24 protein-coding genes and 1 other RNA gene are annotated in these 23,952 nt (G+C 37.4%); 13 read left to right on the top strand and 12 right to left on the bottom strand.

Annotated features, from left to right (window positions below; all coding sequences use genetic code 11):
- Window positions 1-96 precede the first annotated feature (96 nt).
- Window positions 97-576 carry a copper resistance protein NlpE gene (locus GILLI_RS15430; RefSeq protein WP_006990052.1) on the top strand — a complete coding sequence of 160 codons (480 nt, stop codon included), beginning with the start codon at window positions 97-99 and terminating at the stop codon, window positions 574-576.
- Between the two features lie 15 nt (window positions 577-591).
- Here GILLI_RS15430 and GILLI_RS18600 read toward each other — a convergent pair whose 3' ends face one another.
- Window positions 592-762, bottom strand: coding sequence for a C1orf53 family protein (locus GILLI_RS18600; RefSeq protein WP_006990053.1), 171 nt, complete (start codon window positions 760-762; stop codon window positions 592-594).
- 32 nt (window positions 763-794) lie between these two features.
- Between GILLI_RS18600 and GILLI_RS15435 the strand changes: the two genes are divergently transcribed.
- The 4 genes from GILLI_RS15435 to hemL are packed head-to-tail and all read left to right on the top strand — an operon-like array spanning window position 795 to window position 4,218.
- A complete protein-coding gene (locus GILLI_RS15435; protein WP_006990054.1) occupies window positions 795-1,142 on the top strand; it encodes a hypothetical protein in 348 nt (115 codons plus the stop codon).
- Window positions 1,143-1,189: 47 nt separating this feature from the next.
- Complete coding sequence (locus GILLI_RS15440; protein ID WP_006990055.1) at window positions 1,190-2,140, top strand: 1-aminocyclopropane-1-carboxylate deaminase/D-cysteine desulfhydrase; 951 nt, start codon at window positions 1,190-1,192, stop codon at window positions 2,138-2,140.
- Window positions 2,130-2,915 (top strand): glucosaminidase domain-containing protein, encoded by a 786-nt coding sequence (locus tag GILLI_RS15445; protein ID WP_006990056.1) that lies wholly within the window; start codon window positions 2,130-2,132, stop codon window positions 2,913-2,915. Before GILLI_RS15440 ends, GILLI_RS15445 begins: the two co-directional genes overlap by 11 nt.
- Window positions 2,916-2,931: 16 nt before the next feature.
- Complete coding sequence (gene hemL, locus GILLI_RS15450; protein ID WP_006990057.1) at window positions 2,932-4,218, top strand: glutamate-1-semialdehyde 2,1-aminomutase; 1,287 nt, start codon at window positions 2,932-2,934, stop codon at window positions 4,216-4,218.
- A gap of 160 nt (window positions 4,219-4,378) precedes the next feature.
- Here hemL and GILLI_RS18955 read toward each other — a convergent pair whose 3' ends face one another.
- From GILLI_RS18955 to GILLI_RS15460, 3 genes are read right to left on the bottom strand one after another with little or no spacing between them, the layout of a single operon-like run.
- Complete coding sequence (locus GILLI_RS18955) at window positions 4,379-4,510, bottom strand: acyl-ACP thioesterase domain-containing protein (protein ID WP_280985195.1); 132 nt, start codon at window positions 4,508-4,510, stop codon at window positions 4,379-4,381.
- Window positions 4,511-4,543: 33 nt separating this feature from the next.
- Window positions 4,544-4,783 (bottom strand): acyl-CoA thioesterase, encoded by a 240-nt coding sequence (locus tag GILLI_RS18960; RefSeq protein ID WP_245545641.1) that lies wholly within the window; start codon window positions 4,781-4,783, stop codon window positions 4,544-4,546.
- Entirely contained in the window at window positions 4,780-5,832 is a 1,053-nt protein-coding gene (locus tag GILLI_RS15460; RefSeq protein ID WP_006990058.1) for a glutaminyl-peptide cyclotransferase, read from the bottom strand. Before GILLI_RS15460 ends, GILLI_RS18960 begins: the two co-directional genes overlap by 4 nt.
- A gap of 87 nt (window positions 5,833-5,919) precedes the next feature.
- Here GILLI_RS15460 and ffs point away from each other — a divergent pair.
- The 3 genes from ffs (at window position 5,920) to fsa (ending at window position 7,605) form a co-directional block, all read left to right on the top strand.
- Window positions 5,920-6,018, top strand: an RNA gene (gene ffs / locus GILLI_RS18205) — signal recognition particle sRNA small type.
- Between the two features lie 41 nt (window positions 6,019-6,059).
- Window positions 6,060-6,878: an SDR family oxidoreductase gene (locus GILLI_RS15465; RefSeq protein WP_006990059.1), complete on the top strand. Its 819-nt coding sequence runs from the start codon at window positions 6,060-6,062 to the stop codon at window positions 6,876-6,878.
- A 73-nt stretch (window positions 6,879-6,951) separates the two neighbouring features.
- Entirely contained in the window at window positions 6,952-7,605 is a 654-nt protein-coding gene (gene fsa / locus GILLI_RS15470; protein WP_006990060.1) for a fructose-6-phosphate aldolase, read from the top strand.
- 71 nt (window positions 7,606-7,676) lie between these two features.
- On the opposite strand, the gene GILLI_RS15475 is transcribed toward fsa, so the two are convergent.
- Complete coding sequence (locus GILLI_RS15475; protein WP_006990061.1) at window positions 7,677-9,107, bottom strand: hypothetical protein; 1,431 nt, start codon at window positions 9,105-9,107, stop codon at window positions 7,677-7,679.
- Window positions 9,108-9,290: 183 nt separating this feature from the next.
- On the opposite strand from GILLI_RS15475, the gene GILLI_RS15480 reads away from it, so the two are divergent.
- On the top strand, window positions 9,291-10,922 hold the full coding sequence (locus tag GILLI_RS15480) for an ABC-F family ATP-binding cassette domain-containing protein (protein ID WP_006990062.1): 1,632 nt from the start codon (window positions 9,291-9,293) through the stop codon (window positions 10,920-10,922).
- A gap of 100 nt (window positions 10,923-11,022) precedes the next feature.
- Here the strand turns inward: GILLI_RS15480 and GILLI_RS15485 are convergent, their stop codons facing one another.
- The 3 genes from GILLI_RS15485 to GILLI_RS15495 form a co-directional block, all read right to left on the bottom strand.
- A complete protein-coding gene (locus tag GILLI_RS15485; protein ID WP_006990063.1) occupies window positions 11,023-11,223 on the bottom strand; it encodes a hypothetical protein in 201 nt (66 codons plus the stop codon).
- The gene (locus GILLI_RS15490) at window positions 11,213-11,461 is read right to left on the bottom strand and encodes a putative signal transducing protein (protein ID WP_006990064.1); all 249 of its coding nucleotides are present in this window, start codon (window positions 11,459-11,461) and stop codon (window positions 11,213-11,215) included. Before GILLI_RS15490 ends, GILLI_RS15485 begins: the two co-directional genes overlap by 11 nt.
- A 72-nt stretch (window positions 11,462-11,533) precedes the next feature.
- Window positions 11,534-12,256, bottom strand: a complete 723-nt coding sequence (locus GILLI_RS15495; RefSeq protein WP_169312733.1) for a hypothetical protein — start codon at window positions 12,254-12,256, stop codon at window positions 11,534-11,536.
- Window positions 12,257-12,451: 195 nt separating this feature from the next.
- Here GILLI_RS15495 and GILLI_RS15500 point away from each other — a divergent pair, with 195 nt between their 5' ends.
- On the top strand, window positions 12,452-13,024 hold the full coding sequence (locus tag GILLI_RS15500; protein ID WP_006990066.1) for a fasciclin domain-containing protein: 573 nt from the start codon (window positions 12,452-12,454) through the stop codon (window positions 13,022-13,024).
- 154 nt (window positions 13,025-13,178) lie between these two features.
- Here the strand turns inward: GILLI_RS15500 and pheT are convergent, their stop codons facing one another.
- The 3 genes from pheT to recG all read right to left on the bottom strand — a co-directional run bounded on the left by pheT (window position 13,179) and on the right by recG (window position 19,193).
- Window positions 13,179-15,605, bottom strand: coding sequence for a phenylalanine--tRNA ligase subunit beta (gene pheT / locus GILLI_RS15505; RefSeq protein WP_006990067.1), 2,427 nt, complete (start codon window positions 15,603-15,605; stop codon window positions 13,179-13,181).
- 134 nt (window positions 15,606-15,739) lie between these two features.
- The gene (locus GILLI_RS15510; RefSeq protein ID WP_006990068.1) at window positions 15,740-16,666 is read right to left on the bottom strand and encodes a hypothetical protein; all 927 of its coding nucleotides are present in this window, start codon (window positions 16,664-16,666) and stop codon (window positions 15,740-15,742) included.
- 421 nt (window positions 16,667-17,087) lie between these two features.
- A complete protein-coding gene (gene recG, locus GILLI_RS15515) occupies window positions 17,088-19,193 on the bottom strand; it encodes an ATP-dependent DNA helicase RecG (RefSeq protein WP_006990069.1) in 2,106 nt (701 codons plus the stop codon).
- A gap of 150 nt (window positions 19,194-19,343) precedes the next feature.
- On the opposite strand from recG, the gene GILLI_RS15520 reads away from it, so the two are divergent.
- The 3 genes from GILLI_RS15520 to GILLI_RS15530 are packed head-to-tail and all read left to right on the top strand — an operon-like array spanning window position 19,344 to window position 23,287.
- A complete protein-coding gene (locus tag GILLI_RS15520; RefSeq protein WP_156798682.1) occupies window positions 19,344-21,461 on the top strand; it encodes a M1 family metallopeptidase in 2,118 nt (705 codons plus the stop codon).
- Entirely contained in the window at window positions 21,462-22,364 is a 903-nt protein-coding gene (locus tag GILLI_RS15525; protein WP_006990071.1) for a patatin-like phospholipase family protein, read from the top strand.
- Window positions 22,364-23,287: a patatin-like phospholipase family protein gene (locus GILLI_RS15530; RefSeq protein WP_006990072.1), complete on the top strand. Its 924-nt coding sequence runs from the start codon at window positions 22,364-22,366 to the stop codon at window positions 23,285-23,287. The genes GILLI_RS15525 and GILLI_RS15530 overlap by 1 nt, the downstream gene beginning before the upstream one ends.
- Before the next feature lie 108 nt (window positions 23,288-23,395).
- Here GILLI_RS15530 and GILLI_RS15535 read toward each other — a convergent pair whose 3' ends face one another.
- Complete coding sequence (locus tag GILLI_RS15535) at window positions 23,396-23,917, bottom strand: DUF7935 family protein (RefSeq protein ID WP_006990073.1); 522 nt, start codon at window positions 23,915-23,917, stop codon at window positions 23,396-23,398.
- Window positions 23,918-23,952 lie beyond the last annotated feature (35 nt).

Here is a 23,952-nt window from a genome sequence, read left to right on the forward strand (position 1 = left end):
GGTTAGATCTTTTTTAAAGTACTATAAAATTAAGATACTTTCATATATTTAGAACTTGTTTTATAAATTAACTTCAGAAAATTAAACCCCTTTAAAATGATAAAATCAACGCTGTACCTAATGATACTCTTAAGTATTCTTTCATGTAAAGAGGAGACAGAAGCTTCAGAAACAATTGAAAATACCACTAAATCTCAATCGGAAATCCCTTCCGAAGAAATACATTCTATTCCTGATGCTCATACTTCTAAAAATTCTCTGGATTGGGAAGGAGCTTATTCGGGAGTGCTTCCCTGCAAAAATTGTGATGGGATAGATACGCGTCTAATTCTCAATAAAGACCAAACGTATCAATTAGTGCTTCGTTATTTGGGAATTCCTGAAAAAGAAAGTCGGGATTTTATTTCTGAAGGTGAATTTACCTGGGAGGCTAATGGGAACACTATACTACTTGAAGGTGAAAAAGCGGATTTTCAAAAATTTAAGGTTGGAGAGTTGTTCCTTATGCCATTGGACAAAAATGGAAATGAAATTAAAAGGGTACCGGGCAATAATTTTAAATTATTAAAGGGATAGGCGCGCGTAGTAAACCTATTTAATAGTCCCTGTATTTTTATCGAAACCGTAAGGACAATGCCTGCATCCGCTTTGGCAGCAATGACCTCGCTTCAAGTGGTATTGTTCTGTGAAACATTTATATCCCTCTGGGGTAAGATAATAATCTCCTTCTTCCAGATCGATTTTTTTATTGTAAAAACTCATACCGCAAAATTACAAATTCTTACTTTGAAACTGTGATCCTAATCGTAAACAAATATTTACTAAGTAATAAATTTAGAGGTATAAGTCTATGGCCTTTTGTGATTATACGGGATAAGAAAGACGCCAGGGATCTTGTTTTATTAAATCATGAGCGAATTCACCTGAAACAACAACTAGAATTATTCATTATTCCCTTTTACGGATGGTATCTCACAGAATTTATTATAAGATACTTTCAAACCAGAGATTTTAAGCGTGCATACCGCAATATTTCATTTGAGCGGGAAGCTTATGTCAATGAAAGTAACCTGAAATATTGTATTTCGAGAAAGCGATGGAATTTTACAGAGTACTTAAATTTGAAAAATAAAGAAAATTAGGCATCAGGGATTTCATAATCCGGCTGGTTTTTTTGAACCTTTGTAGCATGAGCGAACCACTGAATTTTAATTTAAAAAATTCTCCAAATCAACTAATCCGGAAATTTGATATTTCCAATTGTTCGCTTTTCTTAAAACGAGAAGATCTTCTACATTCTGAAGTTTCAGGGAATAAATTCAGAAAATTAAAATACAATTTACAGGAAGCCAAAAATCAGAAAAAGCGATTATTACTCACTTTTGGCGGAGCCTTTTCAAATCATATTTCGGCAGTAGCTGCTGCGGGGAAAATGATGGGTTTTGAAACCATCGGAATCATAAGGGGAGAGGAATTGGGGAAGGATCCAGAAAACACTTTTAGGGAAAACCCAACTTTAAGATTTGCAGCGAGCCAGGGAATGGAGCTGCGTTTTGTGTCCAGGGATGAATACAGGGAGAAGGATAGGGAGCATTACATCGAGAAATTAAAGGATCAATTTGGTGATTTTTATCTGCTTCCGGAAGGCGGAACCAACGCTTTTGCAATCCAAGGCTGCCAGGAGATCCTTTCAGAATCTGATAAAAATTTCGACTTTATTTGCTGTCCGGTAGGCACGGGAGGCACCATTTCAGGAATAATTAATTCCTCAGAAATCTCTCAGAAAGTACTCGGATTCCCTGCATTAAAGGGCGATTTTTTAAGAGCTGAAATTTCCGGATTTACCTCTAAAACCAACTGGGAGCTTATTGAGGATTACCATTTTGGCGGGTATGCTAAAATTTCTTCAGAATTGATCACATTTATAAATGAATTTCACCAGAAAACCAACATAGCGCTGGATCCGGTTTATACCGGAAAGATGATTTTTGGTATTTTTGATATGATTGAAAGATCTGCATTTCCTGAAAATTCCCGTATTTTAGCCATTCATACGGGAGGATTGCAAGGTATAGCCGGAATGAACATGGTATTATTAAAGAAAAACCTACCCCTAATCGATGTTTGGAATGAAATTTAGTCGCTTTTTTATGCTGATAGCAATTTTGGTTTTTGTTGCTTCCTGCGGAAGTAAGAAAAAGGCTGTTTCCGCTAAAACCGAACGAGAACAGGCAGGTTCCGAAGTGTCGGTAGGAGAAAGAAAGGAGCTTCCTCAAAAACGTTATGCTGATGTAGTTGAGGAATATATCTCAGAATTTTCAGTAATCGCCCAGGAAGAAATGCGACTCTATAAAATACCTGCCAGCATTACGCTTGCACAAGGGATCCTGGAATCGGGTGCTGGAAGAGGAGAACTTACCAGGCGCGCGAACAACCATTTTGGGATCAAATGTCATAATTGGAATGGCGATAAAGTCTACCACGATGACGATCTCTCCCAGGAATGTTTTAGAAAATACAATGATCCAAAATTTTCCTACCGCGATCATTCCTTGTTTTTAAGTGAGCGATTGCGCTACGCAAAATTATTTGAACTTGATCAAGATGATTACGAGGGCTGGGCAAAAGGTTTGAGAGCTGCCGGATATGCTACAGATAGGTTATATCCCACGAAACTGATTAGTTTGATAGAGCGGTATGAATTATATAATTACGATGCGGAAGTACTTGGGAAAAAAACCAGAAGAACGTCCGTTGCTGAAAAAGGCGGGAGTACACACTATGTGAGGAAAGGAGATACCTTATATTCAATTGCGAAACGCTATAATACGACGGTAGAAACGCTGCAGAAAAATAATAATTTAAGGGGAACGGAAATTTCCATAGGACAGGAATTAACTGTGGAATCCAATTAAAAAGAGTTTAAAAGATATGAATTATAAAAGAAGTAGCGCTTTGTTTGAAGCGGCACAAAAAGTGATCCCGGGTGGAGTGAATTCTCCGGTTCGTGCATTTACGGCGGTAGGAGGAGACCCCGTTTTTATTGAAAGGGCAGAAGGGGCTTATCTTTTTGATGCAGATGGGAACAAGTATATAGATTATATCAATTCCTGGGGTCCCATGATCCTGGGCCATGCACATAAACCGGTGGTAGATGCGATCATTGAAAAAACCAAAATGGGAACTTCCTTTGGAACTCCTACTGAAATTGAAACAAAAATCGCCGAACTGGCGGTAAAAATGGTTCCTAATATTGATAAGATCCGTTTTGTGAATTCCGGTACCGAAGCTTGTATGAGTGCGGTAAGACTTGCAAGGGGATATACTTCAAAAGAGAAGATCATTAAATTTGCGGGTTGTTATCACGGGCACAGCGATTCTTTTTTGATTCAGGCCGGAAGTGGTGCCATGACTTTTGGTACGCCTAATAGTCCCGGGGTTACCCAGGGCACGGCAAAGGATACCCTGCTGGCAAAATACAACGATTTGAAAAGTGTTGTGGAACTGGTTGAATCCAATTCTGGAGAGATCGCCTGTATCATCCTCGAGCCGGTAGCTGGAAATATGGGGTGTATCCCACCTCAAAATGGATTTCTGGAAGGCCTTCGGAGATTATGCGATGAAAATGATATTTTACTGATATTTGATGAAGTGATGACCGGGTTTAGACTGGCTCCGGGCGGAGTTCAGGAACGACTTGGAGTAAAAGCAGATCTTGTGACTTTCGGGAAAGTGATTGGCGGTGGATTGCCGGTAGGAGCCTTTGCAGGCCGTTCCGGGATCATGGATTATCTTGCCCCAATCGGGCCGGTTTATCAGGCAGGAACTTTGAGTGGAAACCCACTTGCAATGGCCGCCGGACTTGCGATGCTTACCGAACTAGATGAAAACCGTAGTATTTTTGAGAGTATAGATAAAAAAACGGCTTATTTGCATATGGGGATGGAATCCGTTCTCAAATCCAATAATGTAGCTCATACCATCAACAGGATAGGATCTATGATCTCTGTTCATTTTTCAGAACAACCAGTAACCGATTTTGAATCGGCAGCGCACGGGAATAATCATTTATTTAAGGAGTTTTTCCGGGGAATGCTGGATAACGGAATCTATATTGCACCAAGTGCTTTTGAAACCTGGTTTATAACAGATGCCCTTTCTTACGAAGATCTTGACAGGACTATAGCGGTGGTGGAGAAAATAACCCGGGATTTTTAGTCCCGCTGAAGACTTAAGTTTTTAGACTGAAAGTTTCTTATTCAGTGAATATTTTGGCTATAAAAAAAAGTTAGGATCGAAGTTATTTTCTTCGATCCTGACTTTTTTATTTTATGTGATTTTTATTTGATTGAAATTGGACTATCCCCGGGACCATTTTTTACGTATAAAACACCCGGACCATCTCCTCTGAAATTTTTACCGGCTTTTTGCTTTTATAATCCATCAAACACCAGGTGGATTTTGCCTTTATAATAATTTTCCTGGTTTTCTTGCTTAAAATAGTTACCAGGCGCTGTGAGGTAACATGAGTGTGTTCCCCAACTTAGGTTTGCAATAATAATTCATCATCTAAAAATGCCTGTCCTTTATAATCGATCTCGTGGCGTATCACCACCCAGAAATAATTTTCCCTGATTTCGTCACCTGCGCGTGCGTTCCAGTGTGCTTTTGCAACATCTTCCATCCATTGCACATACCGCACATTGTTTACATGCTGTAGTTCATCAAGATCTGCTTCTGAAACCTTTATTGTTTGTTGAAAAATTTCCGGGGTGAGGCTCATTTTTTTATAATTTCAACTTCAAATAATTTATCCCAGTTCTTTCCGGTCACATAGATTTTTTTGTTGTTAGGGTTATATGCGATTCCGTTTAAAACATCCAGGTCAGGATGTTGTGTCACCTTGTCGCGAAGCCCCTTAAAATTGATAAGGCCTTCTATTGCTCCATTTTTGGGGTTAATAATTGCCACTCCGTCTTTTTGATAAGTGTTTGCATAGATTTTTCCCTCTATCCATTCCAGTTCATTTAATTGAGTGGATATTGAACGGTGCGTAGTGGGTTGGATAAAACTTTCTTCTGCTAAAGTAGTGCCATTTAAAATCCATATTTTTTCGGTTCCATCGCTTTTATAAAACTTCTCTCCATCATTGGTTAGTCCCCAGCCTTCTTTACTTTGATTGTATTTAAAACTCGTAATTTGGTTCAAATCAGCAATATCATAGATCAAACCTTCACCTTCATTCCAGGTAAGTTGGTAGATCTTATCGTTCAAAATAGAAATACCTTCTCCAAAATATCTGTCGGCCAGATCGACCTTTTTCAGGATTTCCCCGGTTTCAAAATTGGTCTTTCGCAACGATGAATTCCCGTATTGTCCGGTGCTTTCATATAAAGTGTCCTTATAAAATTCTAAACCCTGTGTATAGGCATTTTGGTCATGGGGATAGGTATTGATTATTTTATAGGTATAAATTTCCGGCGGGTTATTGTTAAAAACCTTTAAAGAGATCTGTATACTGTCTGTTTTTCCTTCGGAATAAACCAAAGCCTGAATATTTTGATTCCCGAGTTTCTGATCTTTTAACTGAAGGCTGGCAGAAGTTTTATCTGATTTTTCCAGCAAATGATCTTCAAAATAAAATTGAACAGAATCGATTTCCCTGTTTTTTGGATTTTTTACAGCCACTTCCAGGGTCTCACCAAGTTGAAATTCGGCATTAGAATCTATAAGACTCAAAGAAAAATCACTGATTTTTTTTCCGGAATTACTTCCGCAGGAAATCAGGGTGAGGCTTAAAAGAAACAGTAACAGGAGGTTAAGATTTTTCATGAAAATGTGAGTATTTACTAAGGGCTAAATTAATTAAATCAATCTAAAAAATGCTTGTAAAATGTATCAAAGATTGTATATTTGCCCCGGCAAGTCCCACACAACCAGCTCCTGCTGAATCCCCCAGGGCGGGAACGCAGCAAGGGTAAGTGGTCGTAGCGGTGTGATGTGGGTCGCTTGCCATTTTTTGTATCTGATATTTAATTTTTATCGCATCTTTGTGATCTATGAAAACAGATACTTCTTCAAAAGTTGTCCTTATCACAGGTGGTTCTTCAGGAATTGGAAAATCCGTAGGTGAATTTCTAAAAAGCAAAAATTTTATTGTTTACGGTACCAGCAGAAATCCTGGTAAGATCGTTAATTTTCCTTTTTCTCTTGTAGCTCTTGATGTTACCAGGAAAGAGACTATTACTTCTGCAATTTCAGAAATTATTAAAAAGGAGGGACGTATAGATGTTCTAATCAATAATGCGGGAATTGGGATTACGGGTCCTATTGAGGAAACTCCGGAAGAGGAGATCAAAAAAGCCTTTGACACCAATTATTTTGGCCCTTTAAATGTTATAAAAGCAGTTTTGCCACATATGCGAAAGCAGGGGGAAGGACTTGTCATCAATATTACTTCCATTGCAGGATATATGGGATTGCCTTACCGCGGAATATATTCTGCCACCAAAGGTGCTTTGGAATTAACAACGGAAGCATTCAGGATGGAACTAAAAGACTTTAATATAAAAATGACCAATGTTGCGCCGGGAGATTTTGCAACTAATATTGCTGCCGGAAGATATCATGCACCGGTTCTGGAAACTTCACCTTATAAAAAGGCTTACAGCAATACACTGGATTTGATGAACCAACACGTTGCATCCGGAAAAGATCCTCAAGTTATGGCGAATGCGATTTATAAAATCATTCATACAAAAGATCCCAGAGGGCATTATAAAGTAGGGGAACCTTTGCAAAAATTTTCCATTGCACTCAAGCGTATTTTACCGGATAAAGTATATGAGAAAATGCTGCTTAAACATTATAAATTGTAATTTCGCGAAAAATAGCTTTCCTGTTATTTTGGGAACTGCTTAATATAAAAGTAAAACCATTAAATACATACCTATGAAATTTTTTATTGATACAGCAAATCTTGACCAAATAAAGGAAGCCCAGGAACTTGGAGTTCTTGATGGGGTTACTACAAACCCTTCTCTTATGGCCAAGGAAGGGATTACTGGAAGGGAAAATATCATCAATCATTACAAAAAAATATGTGAGATCGTAGATGGAGATGTGAGCGCAGAGGTAATCGCTACAGATTTTGACGGGATTGTGAAAGAAGGAGAAGAACTTGCAAAATTGCATAAACAAATAGTTGTAAAAGTTCCAATGATAAAAGAAGGGATTAAGGCTATTAAATATTTTAGCGATAAAGGGATCCGTACCAACTGTACGCTGGTTTTTTCTGCAGGACAGGCATTACTGGCTGCAAAAGCAGGAGCTACCTATGTTTCTCCTTTTATAGGAAGATTGGATGATATTTCAACAGACGGTTTAAACCTTATTGCAGACATTCGGTTGATCTATGATAATTATGGATTTGAAACCCAGATTCTTGCGGCTTCAGTAAGACACAGTATGCATATCCTGGAGTGTGCAAAAATTGGTGCCGATGTAATGACGGGCCCGCTTTCTTCTATTGAAGGTCTTTTAAATCACCCGCTAACCGATAGTGGACTCGCAAAATTCCTTGCAGATTATAATAAAGGGAACTAAAAACTCAGTATCCTTAAAAACACAACCCCCGAAAATATATTTCGGGGGTTGTGTTTTTTTAATTTATAATGTTACCTATTCCTTTGGCTTATAAATTCAAGGATGATGGTTTCCAGATCGGGTGCGTTCAATTGAACGTCCCCTTTAATTATTTCACCGGAAGCATTCATAAAGATCATTTTATTTAAATAATTTTTCAATAAACTCTCTTTCACTCTCACCGTATCGAGTTTATATTCAAATTCCGGTTCATAAGAATTATTTTTAGTCACCCTTTTCCAAATTTCGTTTTGACCCTTATCTACATTGACACCTATAAAATTGATTTCCGGATATTTAAATCTAAGATCTGTAATGAGCTTATGCGCCAATTTGTGATGTACTTGCTCTTTGATAGACCAATGGAAGGTAATTATAGGTTTTTTGGAAATATTTTTTAATTGCACGGTTTCCCCATTCGTGTGGACTAATTTTAACTCTCCAATCTTATTCCCAGGAAGTAAACTTCCTTGGATATCTGCCATCTGTTTTAAATCTGGCAGAGCATTTCCTTCATAGTTTATTTCTTCAATCAGTTTTAAAATGGATTCGATTTCCTCCAGGTTATTAGAAAAAATTATTCCCTGAGCAGCAAGCTTTTCAAGAAAAGGATTTTTAATATTTTTATTCTGAATTAGGGAATCCGTTATTAAAATCCTTCTTTTGATGTTTTCAACGCTCATTAGGTTTGAGCAGGAGTCCCGCGAAATGTTATTTTCATTGCAGTATTCCACAGATATGGTTCTTACATAATCGTCAATTAGGTTTAAGTACACGTAGTAATCCTGAAACTGTTCATCATTAAAATTGATGTTCTCCCTATAATCATGAAAATCACCTGGAATCTTATCAATATATTCTCTTTGGTATTTATGGATTAAAAGGGCATATCGTTCTCTTAAGTCGTAATACTCGTAATCGATACTGGTTTTTGCCAGTTGATAGAATTCCTCTGATAAATCTTTTTTCTGATTTAATTGATCCAGTTCTTGAAGTCGTACTTCTCTTATAGAATCTGTCTTCTGTGCAAATTCTATAGGTTCTACTTTATAATAGGAAAGAATGAGATCGTTATTTTTCTGATTTAAAAGATAAATATTAGTGATAAAATTACTTTTATACGCACCTTTCCCACTAAAATTTATAGATTCATCAAATGCCAAAGTATTTACCCAAATCAAAGCGCTATCACCCGGTTCCAGGTACATCACTTGATTTTCGGGAGGATGCCGGAAAACATACAATCCAGGTTCTATATTTTTAAGACTTCCGCTAAACCTGTTATTTTCATTTAAATAAAGGGTGTCAAGGTCTTTATCGTTTTTAGAGATAATAACATATTCACTGCCTGGATTGACAACTTGTCCTCCTATGTAGACATCGTCCAGGCTATTTGTTTCCTTTTTACAGGAAAGAAATGTGAGAATCGCTAAAAATACTATAAGAGGTGATTTTATATTCATAATATGTTTTAAGAACAAGTGGGATTGATCCTAAACTTCAGGGTATTTGTTGCAAATGTAATTTTTGCCTGTCCCGAGCGATGTTAACTACACGTTAAAAGGGTTATTTAAAACGTTAATCTTTTATCAAGTGAGCAATATTAGCTACTTTTGCAAAAATTTATTAGTAGAAAATAAAAATTTATGTTATCAGTTTCAAATCTTTCGGTTCAATTTGGTAAGCGGGTGTTGTTTGATGAGGTTACTACCAGTTTTACACAAGGGAATATTTATGGGATTATTGGTGCCAATGGTGCTGGAAAATCCACGTTTTTAAACATACTTTCAGGAAAATCGGAGCCAACAAGCGGAAGGGTTTTTCTGGAGCCTGCCAAGCGTATGTCCGTACTTGAACAAAATCATAATTTATATGATGAGTATCCCGTTTTGGAGACAGTGATTATGGGGAACACGCCGCTTTACAAGATCAAGAAGGAAATGGACGAGATCTATGCAAAGGAGGATTTTAACGATGCCGATGGGGAACGGGTAGGAGTGCTACAGGTTGAATTTGAGGAAATGGATGGCTGGAATGCGGACAGCAACGCTGCTTCCCTGCTTTCAAATTTGGGAATAAAAGCGAATTACCATTATACACAAATGAAAGATCTTGACGGGCAGCAAAAGGTAAGGGTTCTTTTAGCCCAGGCACTTTTTGGAAATCCAGATGTTTTGATCATGGATGAGCCTACCAACGATTTGGATTATGAAGCTATTCTTTGGCTGGAGAACTTCCTGGCCAATTATGATAATACTGTGATCGTGGTTTCTCACGACCGTCACTTCCTTGATTCTGTTTGTACGCATATATCCGATATAGATTTTGGGAAAATAAATCATTACAGCGGAAATTATACTTTTTGGTATGAATCTTCGCAGCTTGCAGCAAGACAACGGTCGCAGCAAAATAAGAAGGCAGAGGAAAAGAAAAAAGAATTACAGGAATTTATCATGCGTTTTAGCGCGAATGTTGCAAAATCTAAACAGGCTACTTCTCGTAAAAAGATGATCGATAGACTTAATATTGAAGAGATCAAGCCATCCAGCAGAAGATATCCTGCCATTATTTTTGAAAGAGAGCGCGAAGCCGGAGATCAAATTCTAAATATTGAAGGTTTGGAAGCATCCATAGAAGGGGAAACTATCTTTAAAGATATAGATCTCAATCTTAAAAAAGGGGATAAGGTGGTTGTGTTTTCAAGAGATTCACGGGCGACCACTGCATTTTATGAGATCCTTAATGGAAATGAAAAGCCGGTTTCAGGAAGTTTTTCCTGGGGGATCACCACTTCTCAGTCTTATCTTCCATTGGACAATTCTAAATTTTTCGAGAACGATCTAACTTTAGTTGATTGGTTAAGGCAATGGGCTAAAACGGAAGAAGAACGCGAGGAGGTTTATATTCGCGGATTTTTAGGAAAAATGATTTTTAGTGGTGAGGAAGCTCTTAAAACTTCCAGGGTATTATCCGGAGGGGAAAAGGTTCGTTGTATGCTAAGCAGAATGATGATGATGCGTGCCAATGTCCTGATGTTGGACGAACCCACCAATCACCTGGATTTGGAATCTATTACCGCATTCAATAATTCCCTTAAGAACTTTAAAGGAACTGTGTTATTTACAACTCATGACCACGAATTTGCACAAACCGTCGCAAATCGTGTAGTAGAATTAACCCCAACAGGTGTAATTGACAGGTATATGACCTTTGACGAATATATGGATGATAAAAAGATCAGGGAGCAACGGGATAAAATGTATGCTGTACAAGCTTAATTCAAATCATCCAATAATTTCAATAAAAAAGCGGGAATTCCAGTTAGGAACTCCCGCTTTTTAGTTGAAATTATTGGATGTTAATTGATTAAGAACTTTGTTAAAGGCCTTTGTTATATTTCCAGAGATCATATAAGCCAAAGGCTATAAATCCTATTGCAAGGATGAGTCCAAGGGTGTCATCCTGAAAATTATTTTCGGAAAGAACATATAGCCTGTAGCTTCCATAGATCAAAAAAAGAAATCCTAATACCAGGTTCCATATATTCTTTTTCTTTGGGACTTCGTTTCTATTCTCCATCTACATAGTCTTCTGGAAAGGTTGTTTTGGATATTTTTAAAGCTTCGTCAAAATGCGATTTCATTGCGAATAACTGAACCTGTCCGGGCAAACCTCCACCAAAACCTGCTCTTAACCCGGAGTCGAAATCATTTCTAACCCTGGATGCAATCCCTGCTTTTTCAAAAAGTTCCTGCAGGTATTGAACATTTGTATCAGAGCCCGTATAAACCCGTTCGTAACTATCGTCTGTACTCATAATTCTTGATTTTCGAACTAAGATACACAGAACAAAATAAATCGGTATGCCTTTTTAAAAGAGTTTAACGCATCAGGCGTTATAAAATCTACTTCTCCAAATGGCAGAACTAAAATTCTTCCCCATTTTGACTCCGTAAAATATTGAAATTCCCCCAACCCATTTAATCATGAAGAAGAAGACCATAAAAAATTCGGAGGTGGTTTGCTGCTTGGAAAATAATCCTTCGGGTACCATAGCGGTTAATATCAGGCTTATAAAAATTACAGCCACAATGAAATTTTCCAGGTTTTTGAATGGCCACATCATTACTTTCCTTAATGGATGTAAATCCGTACCCCAGGAATGTATAAGATAATAATATTGATTTCCTATAGGAGCAAACAGTAAGGGGTCATCTGCATTCTTTAATTTAAACACTTTGGCTGGAGCCATGATCTTAAAACCCTTCAGGCTTGTGTTATGGATTTTTTCAAAATGTTTTATTTTTGAGATCGCTTCATAAGGTAATTCCCCTTTAAAGATGGCGCTACTCAAAAATCGAAGGCGGTAGTCAATACAAATGCGTTCTATGTCTGAAAGGTGATAAATGTTAACTCCTTCCAGGAGATTAAAATCAAAATTATTGGACTCCTCAACTTCGGAATCATCGTTGAGGCTATCCAAAATTACACGATCCTTTTGGCTTTCCTCTTCAAAAATTCTCCAGACTTGTTCCATTAAATTTTCCTGGGAAATTCTTTTGTTTCTATAATTTAGAATTTTTTCGGGAATGTGAGTTCTTTTTATTTTCATCTTCATCGACTTAACCTGATACTAATTTAAACAATTGATCCTTAACGAACAACGCTTTACTAAAAATAAGATTTCAAGCTCTAATTTACTTTTTGATTCCTAAAACGTATGTTAATTTCATATTAATTCTACTAAAATTAAGAACCGTCCAAGTCATTACTACGTTAATTTGATTGTAATAAAAAAAAACAAATTATGAAAAAGTTGAAATTTTTTGCAATGGCTTTTTTTACAGCCACTTTCTTAATGAGCGGATCACTTACTGCTCAAAACATGAAAAAAGATACTAAAATGGTAGGTGGTGCAGAAATGTACCCAAGCAAGAACATCATTGAAAACGCTGTAAACTCCAAAAATCACACAACGCTTGTTGCTGCCGTAACCGCTGCAGAATTGGTTGAGGTTTTACAGGGGGAAGGGCCTTTTACCGTTTTTGCTCCTACAAACGCAGCTTTCGAAAAACTGCCTGCCGGAACTGTAGAGACTTTATTGAAACCTGAAAACAAAGAAGCCTTACAAGGGGTGTTGACGTACCACGTTATTGCCGGTGACTTTAAAGCTGCTGATGTTCTTGCCGCCATTAAAAGCGGAAATGGGACAGCGACTTTTAAAACTGTTAATGGTGTTGAGTTGAGTGCAATGTTAGATGGTGGCAATGTTAAGTTGAAGGATGCTGCTGGAAACGTAGCAACTGTTACTATAGCTGATGTAAACCAGTCTAATGGAGTAATTCACGTTATCGATACAGTGCTTTTGCCAGGGAAATAGATTTTTATCTTTTCCAGATAAATTTATAGAATCTAAAAAGTCCTTTTCGGAATTTCCAAAAAGGACTTTTTTATTAAAAACGTGAATTTTTGGATATTCTTTTCTTTTACATACTTAATAAGTTGTTCAGGTTAATTGAATTATTTAAAATCTATTACCTTAATTCCGCCTTGAGTTCTTCCTCAAAGCGCTGTTTTAATTTTTTCATAACCTTATCAACCTGCTTGTCGGTAAGGGTTTTGTAATCATCCTGAAACATAAAGCTTACCGCATAGCTCTTTTTGCCTTCAGGCAAATTGTTACCCTGATAGACATCAAATAAATTTACCGATTTAAGCAGCTTTTTCTCGGTTTGTAATGCGATTTCTTCCACTTGCTGATACCTGACAGAATCATCCAGCAGCAAGGCAAAATCTCTTCGTACTGCAGGGAATTTTGGAATGTCGGTAAATTTGTTCTTTTGTGATTTGGTTATTTCAATGATTAGATCCCAGTTAAAATCGGCGTAAATAACTTCCTGAGTGACATCAAAATGTTTTAAAACCGATTTTTTTAGAACCCCGAATTCTACAAGTTTAGACTTTCCCAAACTCAGGATTAATCCTTCAGAAAAAACATCCGATTTGAATGATCCAGTGTTTAAATCTTTGATCCCTAATCGTTCAAAAACACCTGAAATAATTCCTTTCATAAAGAAAAAACTCCCTCCGTTTTTAGAAATGGTCCAACTCTCTGGAAATCTGTTCCCTGAAATAATCAAACTTAAATGCTTGGTCTCTTCTCTTCCGGATGGGTATTGGTGATAGGTTTTTCCAAACTCAAATAATTTAAGATCGGTTCGCTTTCTGTTGATGTTATAGCTTATCGCTTCCAGACCTGAAAACAGTAAAGATTGTCGCATTACCGAGAGATCCTGACTTAAAGGATTCAGTATTTTTACATCGTTTTCTTCCTTTAAATTTTCGGTTAATCGTGTATAAACAGAGGAAGTAAGGGAATTGGCCATGGTTTCATAAAAGCCTTGACCTACTAATTGGTTCGCAATATGATTCTGAAGTTTATAATCTTCAAATTTTGTTGAGTTTGCAATGGAAGCATTAAATTTTGTCCCAAATTCAATATTGTTGTATCCGTAAACCCGCAATATTTCCTCAATAACATCAGCTTCACGCTGCACATCTACTCTATAAGAGGGAATAGTGAGCCCCATTCCTGATTCGGTAACATTGTTTACGCGAATCTCCAGGGAAGCCAGAATAGATTTTATCGTTTCTTCAGCAAGATTCTGTCCAATTAATTTATTTACTTTTTCAAAGGTGAGGAATACCTGAAAGTCTTCTATTTTTTTGAAATATAAATCGTCTATATCGCTGGTGATCTCACCTCCGGCTAGTTCGAGGATAAGCAGGGCAGCACGTTTTAATGCATATTCGGTAATAGTTGGGTCTATTCCTCTTTCGTATCTAAAGGAAGCATCGGTGCTTAGGCCATGTCTCTTAGCGGTTTTACGCACACTAATAGGATTGAAATAGGCACTTTCAATAAATATTTTTGTTGTATCTTTTGATACCGCACTATGTAATCCACCAAAGATTCCGGCAATAGCCAGGGGTTTTTCAGCATCGCAAATCATGAGGTCTTCTTCGTGAAGTTCACGTTCAACTTCGTCTAAGGTTATGAATTTTGTTCCTTTGGGCAAAGTTTTCACATTGATCTCATTACCGGCAATTTTATCGGCATCAAAAAAATGTAGAGGTTGTCCCAGCTCGTGCATCACATAATTGGAAATATCTACGAGGTTATTTTTAGGTTTGATCCCAATGGCCTTTAACCTATTCTGCAGCCATTTTGGAGATTCTTTCACTTGTATCCCGGAAAGGGTAATTCCGCAATATCTTGGTGCCAGGGCAGAATCCTCTACCTTTATTGGAATTCTAAAACTCCGACTGTCTACATGAAAAGCACCTACAGAAGGGGTGATTAGCTCCAGGCTGATATCCTGTTGCTGATATCCTGCCTTAAGATCCCTCGCAACGCCCCAATGGCTCATCGCATCGGCACGGTTAGGGGTAAGTCCTATTTCAAAAACATGATCATTTTCAATGTCGAATATCTCAGAAACAGGCTTTCCGGGAATAAGATCGGCTTTCATTACCATAATCCCTTCGTGGCTATCTCCCAGGCCTAGTTCCTTTTCTGAACATACCATTCCTGCACTTGCTTCCCCCCGAATCTTTCCTTTTTTAATTTCCCAGACTTCTCCTTTTTCATCATACAGGGTGGTTCCTATAGTCGCTACCGGAACTTTTTGCCCTTCCGCAATATTTGGGGCGCCACATACAATTTGAAGGATTTCTCCATTCCCTATATCAATTTTGCAAAGTTGTAATTTGTCGGCATTGGGATGAGAAACACAACTTAAAACATGACCTGTAAGAATTCCTTTCAGACCACCTTTTACACTTTGAAAATTTTTAATTCCTTCAACCTCCAGGCCAAGATCTGTAAGTAAATGACCCGTTTCTTCGGGGTTGTTTGGTAGTTTTATAAATTGCTTAAGCCAATTGTATGAAATTTTCATAGGTGTTTTTTTTCCGATGGTAAAGATAGTATTACTAATAGTTTTGGCATAATTTGAAATTTATTTTTACAGGATAACCTGAGAAAAAAAATGAGAGCCATTTGGCTCTCATTTTTAATGAGGTAAAGGGAACTTTAATTCTTTTTTTCCATTTTCATTGCATACACCTTTTTCCACTCCTGCCCTTTTGCTCCGGGTTCAAATATCACCCAGTCTAATTTATTAGTATCATTTTTATTTATTTCGTGTTTCATTTTTTTCTTTTCTCCCTTTTGGTTATTATAGGTTTCCATTAATTCCAGTTTATTATCTCCCACTTCATTTATTTTGATAAAGGAGGTTTCAATTCCCATTGGCGCTAATGTGTTGATATAAGCCATATCATAACCTTCATCTATAGGATCGTAAACCATCATTCTTTTCGCTGTAATTTCTCCATTGCTGTTCTTATGATTAATGGTAATAAGGGAAGATGCTTCATCATATACAACTTCATCTGTCCCGGTATTTTTACCTGCTTCTACACCATTGGTGAAATTTGTGGAATTGAGACTCCAGTTTCCAACAAGAAAATTTAGCTGTTTGTGCTTGTTCTCCAGCTGTGCTAGTTTAGCTTTGGAGCCCTGTAGAATACGGGTTTGTTCATCTTCATTATCGCTTTTCTCTGCGATGGCTATAGATTCCTTTAAATACTTTTTGGCGCCTTCAGGATCTCCTTTTTCTATAAGGTAATCGGCATAAGAGTCCCGGGGATTCGCTGCCTGGGGATATTCCTTCATATTAAGGCTAAAGATCTTTTCTGCCGACACTAAATCCTTATCATCCATCATTATCTGGTACCCAATCCTGTTGAGTTCCCACTCGGTTAAGTTGTACTCGCCGGTTTTTGATTTAAGTTGGCTGTATGTTTTAAGGGCGCTGTCAGTTCCATTTTGTTTGTATTCCTGGTACACAGCATCCCCTATAGATTTTTTGGTTTGGGTGTCCTGTGCGAAGGCCGTAACCGAAAAACACAAAAGGAAAAGTCCAATAAGCCGCGGAAGGTTAAAATTTGTTCTCATAACTGTGATATTTAGATGGTTAATCTTTAAAAATAATAAATAAATACCTGAATATTTGCCGAGTTATGTTAGGAATGGAGAAGCTTAAAAATATAGATTTCTTAGGTAAATGCAGATTTAAAGAAGTAAACCTATGATATAATTAAAAATCATCTAGATTACAAAGCGTAAATTAGCGAAAATTCAAAAAATTAAGAATCTATATAAAGTGAAAAATACTAAGTATAAATACAAAAACGGGTGAAATCCATTAAAGTTTGATCTTAATAAAGGAAGAGCCTGTCTGCCCTTTGAATGGTTATATTAGACTAATTTTACTAATAATTGAGGTTTTAATTCGCTTCCTGTCCGTTTGGGAATAATTTTTAAATTTTCCAATTTAGTGTAAGTAATAATTCCTAAACTCAGAAGTGAATTGCGTTTAGCTTATATAATTCCAGATATTTTTATGAACTCCCAATTGCTCAAAAGTATATCCAATCATTTTATTTTCAGGCAATTTCATTTCGGGATCTTCAGCCAACAATTTTTTCGCATAAAACCTTGCCGACTTTAATATCTGATTGTCCTGTACAATATCGGCTATTTTGAGGTTGAGCACTCCGCTTTGCTGGGTTCCCATAAGATCCCCGGGCCCCCGTAATTTTAGGTCCACCTCTGCAATTTCAAATCCGTCGCTGGTAGAAACCATGGTTTCCAATCGAGTTTTAGCATCTGAAGAGAGTTTATGGCTGGTCATTAGGATGCAATAACTCTGTTCGGCTCCCCGGCCAACCCGTCCTCTCAACTGGTGCAATTGCGATAATCCAAATCTTTCGGCACTTTCAATAATCATTACACTTGCGTTTGGAACATTTACCCCAACTTCAATTACCGTAGTGGCTACCATGATTTGTGTTTCGCCTTTAACAAAACGTTGCATTTCAAACTCCTTATCGGTAGGTTTCATCTGCCCGTGAACAATGGAAATTTGATATTCCGGCATTGGAAATTCCCTCGCGATACTCTCATATCCGTCCATAAGATCCTTATAATCCATGGTCGCCGATTCCTGGATTAAAGGATAAACAATATAAATTTGTCGTCCTTTTTGGATCTCATCCCTAATAAATTTGAAGACTTTTAATCGATTGCTATCGTACCTGTGTACGGTTTTTATTTCCTGTCTTCCGGGAGGTAATTCATCTATTACAGAAACGTCCAGATCTCCATACAAACTCATTGCGAGGGTTCTTGGAATTGGGGTAGCGGTCATCACTAAAATATGTGGAGGCAAATGATTTTTCTGCCATAATTTTGATCGTTGTGCTACTCCAAAACGATGTTGCTCATCGATGATTGCAAGGCCTAAATTCTTGAATTTTACCTTATCTTCAAGTAGCGCGTGAGTACCAATTAAGATATTTATTTCCCCGTTTTCCAGTTTTTCGTGAATTTCTCTTCTCTTTGAAGTTTTGCTTGAGCCAGTGAGTAGGTAGATACTGGTTTTCAATTCTTTACATAATTCAACTAAACCGTTGTAGTGCTGTACTGACAAAATTTCAGTAGGGGCCATTAAACAGGCTTGAAAACCGTTGTCAAGTGCTATTAGCATTGACATGAGTGCCACAATGGTCTTCCCGGATCCTACATCTCCCTGAAGTAAACGATTCATTTGTGCCCCGCTTCCCAAATCGCTCCTTATTTCCTTGACCACCCGCTTTTGTGCCCCGGTTAATTCGAAGGGTAAATGTTCCTGATAGAACTCCCCAAAATTTTCTCCCACCTGTTCAAAAACGAATCCTTTTATTTTTTGTTTATGGATCATATTCTTGATAAGAAGCTGAAGCTGAATGTAAAATAATTCTTCAAATTTCAACCTGAATTGTGCCCTTGCAAGCAACTCCTGGCTCTTGGGAAAATGAATATTAAACATGGCTTCTGCCCGGGAAATGAGTTTCAATTCTTCCTTTATATCTTTAGATAAAGTATCGTAAAATCTTCCGCCGGTTTCTATAAAAAGTTGTTGCATCAACTTATTTATAACCCGGTTTGTAATTCCTGCTTTGGTGAGCTTTTCTGTAGAAGGATAAACCGGCTGCATAGCCGTACGTAAATTCTTTTGGTGTTCCTCCAGCAATTCCATTTCCGGATGCGGCATATTGAACATTCCGTTAAACCAGTTTGTTTTTCCAAAGATCACATACGGAGTGTTGATCTTTATATTTTCCCGGATCCATTTTTGACCGCGAAACCATACCAATTCCATTTTTCCGCTATCATCAATAAATTCAGCCACCATCCGGCTGCCCCTTTTTTGATCTACGGTTTTAATATTGATGATCTTTCCCACTACCTGGACTTCAGCCGTATTTTGCTGGAGTTCGTTGATCTTGTAAAATCTGGTTTTATCAATATAGCGGTTGGGGAAAAAGTTGATAAGATCCTGGTAGGTATGAATGCCTAATTCCTTCCGGAGCAACTCTGCCCGGTTGGGACCAACGCCTTTTAAATAATCAATGGGGGTTTGTAGCAGGTTTGCATTCATAAAACGAAGATATTAAATACTCTATTAATCTTCCCCAATGTTGAAATTTATATTGTCATTAGCCATTTCTATCAGTATTCAAATTCCGGTAAGGCTGCAATTATAATGGCTGGATTTTGTAATTTGCCTGAATTAAGACCAACTATTTTTATGAGATCTAAATTTCTTCTACTATTCCTGCTTTTAACCATTCCGGGATTTGCGCAATATGATGCTTCCCGGGATCAAAATAAGGTGGTGGATTTTAAAGATGTTCTTGCTGAAGTTTCTATATTTCCTGCGGAAGAAAGGGTAGAAGGAACTGTAGATTTTAGCTTTGATATCCTTCAGAAGGTGGATTCTATCTTCATAGATGCCAAAAACATGGAATTTGAAAATGTGGTTTTCAATGGAAAACCTGTGAAATTTCACAATGATACCTCCCGGCTTTGGTTGATCTCCAATTTTGAGGCTTCAGAAGAAAACAGTTTAGAATTCAGTTATTCTGCACAACCAAAGCAGGCGATGTATTTTATAAACTGGAATTTCCCCGGGAAACCAGAAGTTTTAAAGCAAGTGTGGACCCAGGGACAAGGAAGAAATACCTCCAATTGGCTGCCCAGTTTCGATGATATGAGGGAGAAGTTAGTATTCGATTTGAAAATTAATTTTAGCTCAGGTTACGACGTGATCGCGAATGGAAAATTAATTGAAACCAAAATTTTAAACGATTCTATAACCCAATGGAACTATGACATGCTGCAACCAATGAGCAGTTATCTGGTTGCGGTTGCTGCAGGAGATTATGAGCATAAAAAAATTGAATCGGTTACGGGAACACCAATTTCGCTATATTATAATGCAAGTGATGAGGACAAGGTGGAACCAACGTACCGGTACTCAAAAGAAATTTTTGAATTTTTAGAAAAGGAAATCGGGGTTCCGTACCCATGGCAAAATTACAAGCAAATTCCGGTACAGGATTTTTTATATGCCGGGATGGAAAACACGGGAACAACTATTTTTTCTAATTCCATGATGGTAGATTCCATCGCTTTTAATGATCGTAGCTATGTGAATGTGAATGCGCACGAATTGGCTCATCAATGGTTTGGGAATTTAATAACCGAAACCAATGGTTCAAATCACTGGCTACACGAGGGGTTTGCAACTTATTATGCGCTGCTGGCGGAAAAGGAGCTTTTTGGAGAAGATCATTTCTATTGGAAACTTTATGAAACTGCAGAGCAGCTAAAGGAATTAAGTGATTCCGGGAAAGGAGAAGCCCTGTTAAAAGTTGGCGCCGGTTCTTTAACTTATTACCAAAAAGGAGCGTGGGCATTGCATATTTTGAAAGAAAAGCTGGGAGAAGAAGCTTTTAAGATGGGGGTGAAAAACTATTTAGAAAAATATGCATATAAAAACGTTACCACAGATGAATTTCTTTTAGAAATGGAAAATTCCTCAGGGACGGATCTATCTCAATTTAAAAAAGAATGGTTACTACAGTCTGCCTTTCAGGGAACCCAGGCTTTAAATTCTTTGAGAAATTCAGAATTCATCACCGCTTATTTGGAAATAGCTGCTTTGAGAGAATTCCCTTTATCCAGTAAAGCTGAACGCTTATTTACGGCGCTGGATTTTCCTGTAAATGATTATATTGGGATGGAAGCTATTTACCAACTTGCCGGAGAGCAAAATGCAGAAGCGCTTAAACTTTACAAGAAAGCTTTTAGCAGTGGAAATCTTTATGTAAGACAAGCAATTGCTTTAAGTTTACAGCCCATTCCAGCAGAATTAAAATCGGATTTTAGTAGTCTTTTAGATGATAACTCTTACCTCACTATTGAAAATACACTTTTGAAATTGTGGATGCAATTTCCGGAACAGGCAGATGAGTTTCTGGAAAAAACAAAGGATATGGAAGGCTTTTCAAACAAAAATATCCGTATGTTATGGTTGGTTCTTAATTTGGTTAGCCCGGAAGTAAATCCAGAGCACACTGGTGATTATTACAAAGAACTATCCGGATATACCGGGGAATATTTTCCATTTGAAGTACGGGAAAATGCTTTTGGATACCTGTATCAGTTAAATGCATTCAGCGATCAGAATTTGCTGGATTTGATAAACGCCACGCAGCATCACACCTACAAATTCCGAGATTTCAGCAGAAAATTATTAGACACCTTGTTGAAAGAAGAAGAATATCGTAAAAGTTATGTAGCTTTAAAGCAGCGAATTTCGGGAAGAGAACTTGAATTTTTAAATACTAAGCTTAACTTGTAGATGCGGGCACTTGTAATTTCAGGAGGAGGCAGTAAAGGCGCATTTGCCGGAGGTGTAGCTCAATATTTGCGGGAAGTTCAGGGTAAAGAGTATGATCTTTATTTGGGGACTTCAACAGGAAGTTTGCTCATCTCACATTTAGCACTGGATAAAACTAAAAAGATAAAAGAAGTATTTACTTCGGTTACTCAAAAAAGCATCTTTAACAGCCTTCCATTTGTGATTAAACGCGTCCATGGACAGGATCAAATTAGTATTGATCACTTCAATGTGGTGCGGAATTTTATTAAGGGTAAAAAAACCTTCGGCGAAAGCCTGAATCTGAAAAAACTTATCCGTGAAACTTTAAGTCCGGAGGAATTTGAGGAACTGAAAGCTTCTCAAAAAGATATTGTAATAACGGTTTCCAATTTATCGTTGAACGAAGTAGAATATAAGTCGATTAAGGATTATGGATATGAGGATTTTTGTGAATGGATCTGGATTTCATGTAATTATACGCCATTTATGAGTTTGGTTAAAAAAAATGGTTGTGAATATGCCGATGGTGGTTTGGGGTCCATGGTGCCAATAGAGGAAGCGATTAAGAGGGGTGCGACTCAAATTGACGCGATTGTGCTTCAAACAGAAGTTACTTATTTTAACAGGATGCCTTCAAAAAATGTTTTTGCGCTTATAATTAATCTGTTTAGTTTTATGTTGGACAGAATTGAAAAACAGAACATACGAATAGGGAAATTTGCAGCTGCAAATAAGAACGTGATCATTAATTTTTATTATACCCCCACGGTTTTAACAACCAATTCTCTTATTTTTGATAAAATAAAGATGGAACGATGGTGGGAAAGCGGATTTAGTTTTGCTAAATTTAAGAATGAAGAATTAAACCAAATAGAACCTTAATGCGAGCATTGGTGATTTCAGGTGGTGGCAGTAAAGGAGCCTTTGCAGGCGGTGTCGCTCAATACCTGATGGAAGAAGAAGGCAAAAAATATGATCTTTTCCTGGGAACTTCAACCGGAGGGCTTTTGATCCCGCATTTGGCCGAAGGAAATATTACCAAGATTCACGATATTTATACCAATGTTACCCAGCAAAAAATTTTTAGCGTTAATCCCTTTATTGTAAAAAAGAAGGATGGACGCGAATATGTTTCCATCAATTATTTTAATACGTTTTGGCAATTTATCAAGCAGAAGAGAACCTTTGGGGAAAGTAAAAATTTGCAAAAGGAGATCCGGAAACATTTTAGCGAAGAGGATTTTTTATCGGTAAAAAACGGCGATAAAGATGTAATTGTCACTGTTTCCAACCTTTCCAAAAACCGTGTAGAATATAAATCGATAAAGGATTTTGATTACGATGATTTTTGTGAATGGATCTGGATTTCTTGTAACTATATTCCCTTTATGAGTCTGGTTACCAAAAACGGATGCGAATATGCCGATGGAGGTTTGGGATGTGTTGTGCCTATACGTGAAGCTATACGCCGCGGTGCTACAGAAGTAGATGCAATAGTGCTGGAAGCTGAAAATATGGAATATAATAAAGTCCTGGGGAAAAATCCATTTTCATTGATGATCAACCTTTTTGGATTTCTCCTGGACCAGGTGGAATATCACGATGTAGTGGAAGGAAGGCTTGCTGCTTTAAATAAAAAGGTAAAATTAAACACTTATTTCACCCCGGTTCAACTCACTGAAAATTCCCTGATCTTCAATAAAATCGCCATGACACAATGGTGGCAGCAAGGTTTTGAGTATGCAAAAGAAAAATCTTTGAAACAGAAGGCTGAAGCCGGATTTTTTAAACGTTACTTCTTTTGAAACAATCCCTTGAAGCGAGATCACTTTTATATAAAAGGAAAGAAATTATAAGTTCGATAAAACCCTGCCTGAGTGGCGGGCATCAGGGTATTAAAATCACTCTTGGGATTAAATAGTATTTCTCACTTCTTTTTTAATAAATTCCAGTGCTGCATCTGTAGGCGAAGTTTGATCTATGGAGCTGGTAAGGATCACCTCCCGTAATTTTTCTGCAGAATCTATGTCTTCACTCATTCCGGTTTTACGAATAATCCCAATAGTTGCATTTTTAGCTGTTTTTACCACGTTCCAACATTCTGCAGAAAGATATATTTGCTGCGCCAAATTATGTTCAAATTCCTGATCTATATTACGGATAAGAAGTTGTTCATACTCTTCCTTAGAGAAATTGGATGGCTTGATTCTTAAAAGCAGTTTTCCCGGAGATATTCGCTCCAGGAGTAAAGCCATTCTTTCAAAAGCCTGTAATTTAATTGGCAGCGAGGTTTTTTGATTTTCCTGTCTCAGTAAAAATCTTCTTAGTTTTTCTTCGTTATCCACATGCATTTTAAAAAAGTAATAGGAGATAGCACCTACTATTACTGCGGGTAAAAGGAAAAAAAATAACTGTATAATATTAATCTCGTCCATGGGCGATAATTGGAAACTGTTTTTTTCCAGTTTTG

Source organism: Gillisia limnaea DSM 15749 (assembly GCF_000243235.1).
Taxonomy (GTDB): Bacteria; Bacteroidota; Bacteroidia; order Flavobacteriales; family Flavobacteriaceae; genus Gillisia; species Gillisia limnaea.